3 protein-coding genes and 1 pseudogene are annotated in these 4,695 nt (G+C 59.9%); 3 read left to right on the forward strand and 1 reads right to left on the reverse strand.

What is annotated here, in order from left to right:
* Positions 1 to 142 precede the first annotated feature (142 nt).
* A pseudogene (locus JNK99_RS07755) lies at positions 143 to 570 on the forward strand (ATP-binding protein); the annotation flags it as partial.
* Between the two features lie 291 nt (positions 571 to 861).
* Complete coding sequence (locus JNK99_RS07760; protein WP_291850992.1) at positions 862 to 1,221, forward strand: hypothetical protein; 360 nt, start codon at positions 862 to 864, stop codon at positions 1,219 to 1,221.
* A 292-nt stretch (positions 1,222 to 1,513) separates the two neighbouring features.
* On the opposite strand, the gene JNK99_RS07765 is transcribed toward JNK99_RS07760, so the two are convergent.
* Complete coding sequence (locus JNK99_RS07765; RefSeq protein ID WP_291850994.1) at positions 1,514 to 3,139, reverse strand: hypothetical protein; 1,626 nt, start codon at positions 3,137 to 3,139, stop codon at positions 1,514 to 1,516.
* Positions 3,140 to 3,952: 813 nt separating this feature from the next.
* Between JNK99_RS07765 and JNK99_RS07770 the strand changes: the two genes are divergently transcribed.
* Positions 3,953 to 4,144: a hypothetical protein gene (locus tag JNK99_RS07770; RefSeq protein ID WP_291850996.1), complete on the forward strand. Its 192-nt coding sequence runs from the start codon at positions 3,953 to 3,955 to the stop codon at positions 4,142 to 4,144.
* The last annotated feature ends 551 nt before the right edge of the window (positions 4,145 to 4,695 follow it).

Genomic DNA, 4,695 nt, shown 5'->3' on the forward strand with positions numbered 1-4,695 from the left:
GCCTGCGCCTTGTCTCCGCCCTTCTGGCAGAATGCGACGAGGAATGGATGACCGGGAAAATCTACCTCAACCTGAATGACTGATGGCTATATCCCGATGGAATCCCTTGGGGGCTTTTACAGAAAAGAAGTTGCGCTGCCACCGCTCGACGGTTGGGCTGCTCAATCAGTTGTGCCGCCTGCCGCTGATCGCCATCGACGAACTCGGCTACCTCAACCTGAAGCCCGAGCAGGTCAATGCGTTCTTCCGCCTGATGGACCAGCGCTACAGCTTGCGTCTGTCGACGATCATCACAACGAATCTCGCCGGCAGCAATGCCGGTATGGTCGCCGGACGGATCGCTTGCGTCTGTCGACGATCATCACAACGAATCTCGACCTGCCCGACTGGTACGAGCTGTTTCAGAAGAAGCCGCTCGTCGATGCGCTGCTCGACCGCCTGCAGCATCGGTGCACCATCCTGCGCCTGAGTGGTGCGAGCTTGCGCAGCAAGCCCGTCCTCCAGGCGACCCAGACGGTGGGCTCGATGGCTGCCCCCACGCGCGCAAGAAGACCTCGCCAGACGAGTCCACGTAGCGCTGGCCAGCACCGGCGAACGGCGGCAGCGGTTCACCCAGAGCATCACCGTTGCTCCTCGCTGACCGCGACGCGGGTCCGACGTCCGAAAACGCCGGTCGGCAGGGCAGTCAGCGCGATACTGCCGCTCTGACTGCCATGCCCCAGCGTATCGCCCCTCCGCTGCGTCAAGGGACGCTGCGCCAGGCTGCAAAAAGCCGCAGCCTGCCCTTGACCCAGCTCCAGGGCGCCTCTCCCACACCGCCAAGGCTGCACACCACAGACGGCAGAACACCCTTCGCACGACTTGCCGAACACCGCTTCTTCAACCGCTTCAACCCTCGTCTGCAGCCGCGCTCAGTACCGCGACCTGCGCCTCCAATGGATCCATTCTCGTGAGCGAAAAAGAGTCAGGTTTCCTGAGCGTCAAGGGCGCGAAGAATCGAAGCGCTGCTTCGGGCAGGGGCTGAGCGCCCTGGAGGCGTCGAAGAAGATCGATTTCGGACCGTACGGCGGATGGAAGGCTCCGGCGCGTTTGTTCATAAACGTCGAGCGGGCCTACCGCGAGTTCCGCAACGAGGCCACGGACGCACCTTGGGACCGTGCGAAAATCTTCGACGCAGTCCTCGCCGTGGCGAAGGCAAAGGGGATCGAGGTCGAGTTCTGATTGGGGTGCGCGTTTCCAATCAATCCGGGCCATTCCCGGTAACGGCATGCACGAAAACCAAAAATTAGCAGCAGGAGAAACAGAAATGAAATTTACTCAGACGAACAGGGCGAGACGCACATTGGTGTCTGTGACCGCCCAGAGCATGAGGCACCGTTCGGGCCAATCAGAAGGGTACCGGTTCAGACAGACTCTTTCGCCGGCACTTTCGCATTCCTGCATTGCTCAGGCACCCCTGGAGATCGCCAGCAACGCCTCGCATTCGTATGCCCGCCGGTGCGGGCTAGCGCACTCAGGCGGTACGCAGCTTGAACCAGCCCATCAGCCAGATCGCGGCGAAGGGAAAGACCAGACCAAGCGTCATGGTGACGATGAACAATGCGCCAAGATCGCCATAATCGGCCGGTATCCTGAGCGCATTGGTAAAGGGGTCGCGGACTTCGCGGCTGACGTGAAAGATCTCGTTGAGATACTTGGTGCCAAGCTGCGAGGCCGACAGCGCCAGGTTGGTGAACGACGCCATCACCGCGAAGTAGGTAGCTTTCAGGTTGGCCGGCGCCGAGTTGGCGATCCAGGCCAGCATTGGCACCATGGAGATCTGCCCGAGTGGCGATTCCAGAGCGGTGTCGATCAGGGCGATGAAACGGGCGTCGACAACGGCACCGGTATGGGCCGCCGTCCACTCATGTAGGCCGTAGTACATGCCCAGCGTCGGCAGGCTGAGGAGGGTGCCGGCAAGCGTCAGGAAACCGACGATGTAGGCGATCGAATGCTCCCCAATGAAGCGGCGGAACAGGAAGAGACCGAGCAGTGTCAGCAGGCTGGCGATCAGCGACAACTTCGCCAGGAAGGACTGATCGAAGTCGAGCGCGTCGATCATCCACCAGGTCGATCCGGCACCAGGGCCGGGCATGGCGCGGAAGACGAAGATCACGATCGCCGTCCCGAGCAGCGTGCGGCGTGCATCCTCATCCAGTTCGCGCAGCAACTTGGCCATCAGAAAGGTAATCACCGCGAAAGAGCCGACGAAGATGATTTCCTGGCTGAACTGGACTTCCGCCAGCCCGACCGAGAGACTGATCGTGACGAAGAGCAGGCTACCACCGAGGATCCACCAGTTGGCTTTGACCGCTTCGAGCGGAGGATCAAGCATCGCGCGCAGGCTGGTCTCGTCAAAGCCGCGGGCACGCAGCCGGCGCGCGTCGCGTCGCTTGAGCAGCGTGGCCAGCAGCACGCCGGCGACCGAGATTGCCGGAATGACCAGAGCCAGCGTGTAGACCCTGGCGTAGATTGCTGTCCTGGCGACCATGGGCAGGCTTTCGACACCCGCGAACATGAGTACGTTTACCAGCGAGACAAGAACGCCGCCACCGATGATGGCGACGCGGCCGAGCGTCTGCAGCGTCGTGTTCATCAGCCTCCGCGCTTCGGTTGGTAGGGTGCGGCCATGTTGGTCTACGCGCGGCACGGCTTCGACGGTCATCGCGTCAGCGACCACGTCCTGGACGACGTAGCCGACTGGCGAGAGCAGGGTGGAGAGGACGAACCAAGCTTCGAGTGACATCACTTCGCCCATGCGCAGCGGCTCGGCCACCAGGCCGAGCATGATCAGCAGGCTGGCAGCGATCAGCCCGGCACCGAGCCATACCAGCCCTGCCTTGTAGCGCCAGATCAGGTCAACGAGATGCCCGAGCGGCATCTTCAGCGCCCAGGGAATACCCGCCCAGAAGCCGAGCGCGGCCAGGAAGGCGGCGGAGAGCCCGAGATGCTCCTTGACGAAGAAGGTGCCGACGATTCCGGTCAGCCCGGAGACGCCGGCAGCGACATAGACCATCAGCGGAGGCAGGTAGGAAAGCCGCATTTCGCGGCCCAGTTCAATGATGTTGTCGTCGAACCAGCGACGGATGAAGGTAAGCAAGACTTCGACTCCACAAGATGTCGCGAGATGAGCGCCTGGTCGCCTGTACCACCGCAATGACGTCGCACGGGGCAGCGTCCGGTCACCACGCTGGAGCAGGACGAGTTCCATTGAACACCAAGCGCGAGCCCTCGTGGTGGGCCGACCGGCAAGCGTCGCCTGCCGGTCGAGCCGAGCAGTGCCGCATGGTGAAACCGGCCTGGTACCTTCCGCTGCGGGCTCAGCGTCTGCAGGGGTCGTGGGCGTTTCGCCACTAGCCATATTTAACCATACTGTGGGGTTGGCGCTACCGGGTAGTCGAGCGAGATACAGGGAGGGAAACCCTTTGCGCTCCGCACCTTGTCAAACTCCTGTACGATGATTCTCTCGTCATCATATGTCGGTTTTTTTTACATTAGCGCTCGATGCAGCATAGCCAAGGCAGACTTCAGAAGCCTGTTTGTCACAATAAATCATATGGCTAATCTCTATATAGAGTGATTGGCACAAAAAGTGCTTAAACTTGGCTGGCGCAGTGGCAAGAGGGATTCTGGCTGACCTTCGCAAGCAGCCAGGGGGGATCTTGGAAAGGTTCGCAAAGCGATTTTCGAACCTTGCAAACGCGGCTGGTAAAGTGTGCCTCCAGGATAAAGCCGGCATGCGCTGAGAGGTGTGTGCCCGGCCTGGGGTGTGGCTCGTTTCCATGCGCACTGTGGCGCGAATTCAGATGAGGCAACACTGGTGATCGCGGGTAGGGTTCTGTTCAGAGAGTTGCTTGGTGGTGAAGTCATCTATAGAGGCTGGCATGCAAGACTAACTTTGGGAATGTACAAGATGAATACCGAACACGAACAGGTCAAACAGCTTTTATCCGAAAACGATGGTCAGGCTAGAGAGCCCAGAAAGATCTCCCGCCGCGAGGCGTTGGCTATCGTCGGCAAACATGCCGTCTATACAGCACCGGCCGTCTTGGCGGTGTTGTCGGTGACCAAATCAAATAGCGCTCACGCCGAAACGAGTTTTTAGCGCTGGGGGGTCGGACTGATGCTTGCTGGTCACGGCGCAGCATCATAATTCCGGCAGTTGATGCTTCCCTTGGTTTTTTGTCGTCCAAGGGGCGTGTTTCATGCTGCCCGCCTCTTCCCTTGGCGAACGCGGCCCCCAGTGCTCCACAAGAGAACTGGGGAGACCAAGACACCAGCGGCGAATACTGGCACTTGCCGCTGTAGCAGTCGAAGAATTCGATCAGACTCCTCTTCTGTGTGAGGCTGTTTCCCATCGGGCGTCGATAGACTCAACTCGTGCTCGACCGTGCACCGTAGCCGTTGGACGAAAAAGGCTGTCATGGCAGCGACAGCGCCTGTCCATGCTGGTCGCGATCTGGTGTTGCGCCAGGAGGCCGTTGAATTCCTCTCTGTGATCGGTGTTGAAGACCTCCCTTACCACCCATCACTTTTAATGTAATCTCTGATTATTACGAGGCAACACATTGAGAGACGATGGGAAAGACAGATAAGTTAGCGGACGAGGTACGGTTTGGTCTGGAAGAGGCCCTCCCTGGGATGCGCAAGACGATC

Origin of the sequence: Accumulibacter sp. (assembly GCF_016789985.1) — a bacterium.
Taxonomy (GTDB): domain Bacteria; phylum Pseudomonadota; class Gammaproteobacteria; order Burkholderiales; family Rhodocyclaceae; genus Accumulibacter.

What these genes read in the sequence shown, in the direction of transcription:
- JNK99_RS07770 (WP_291850996.1), top strand. Translation starts at nt 3,953, where the DNA reads ATGAATACCGAACACGAACAGGTCAAACAGCTTTTATCCGAAAACGAT.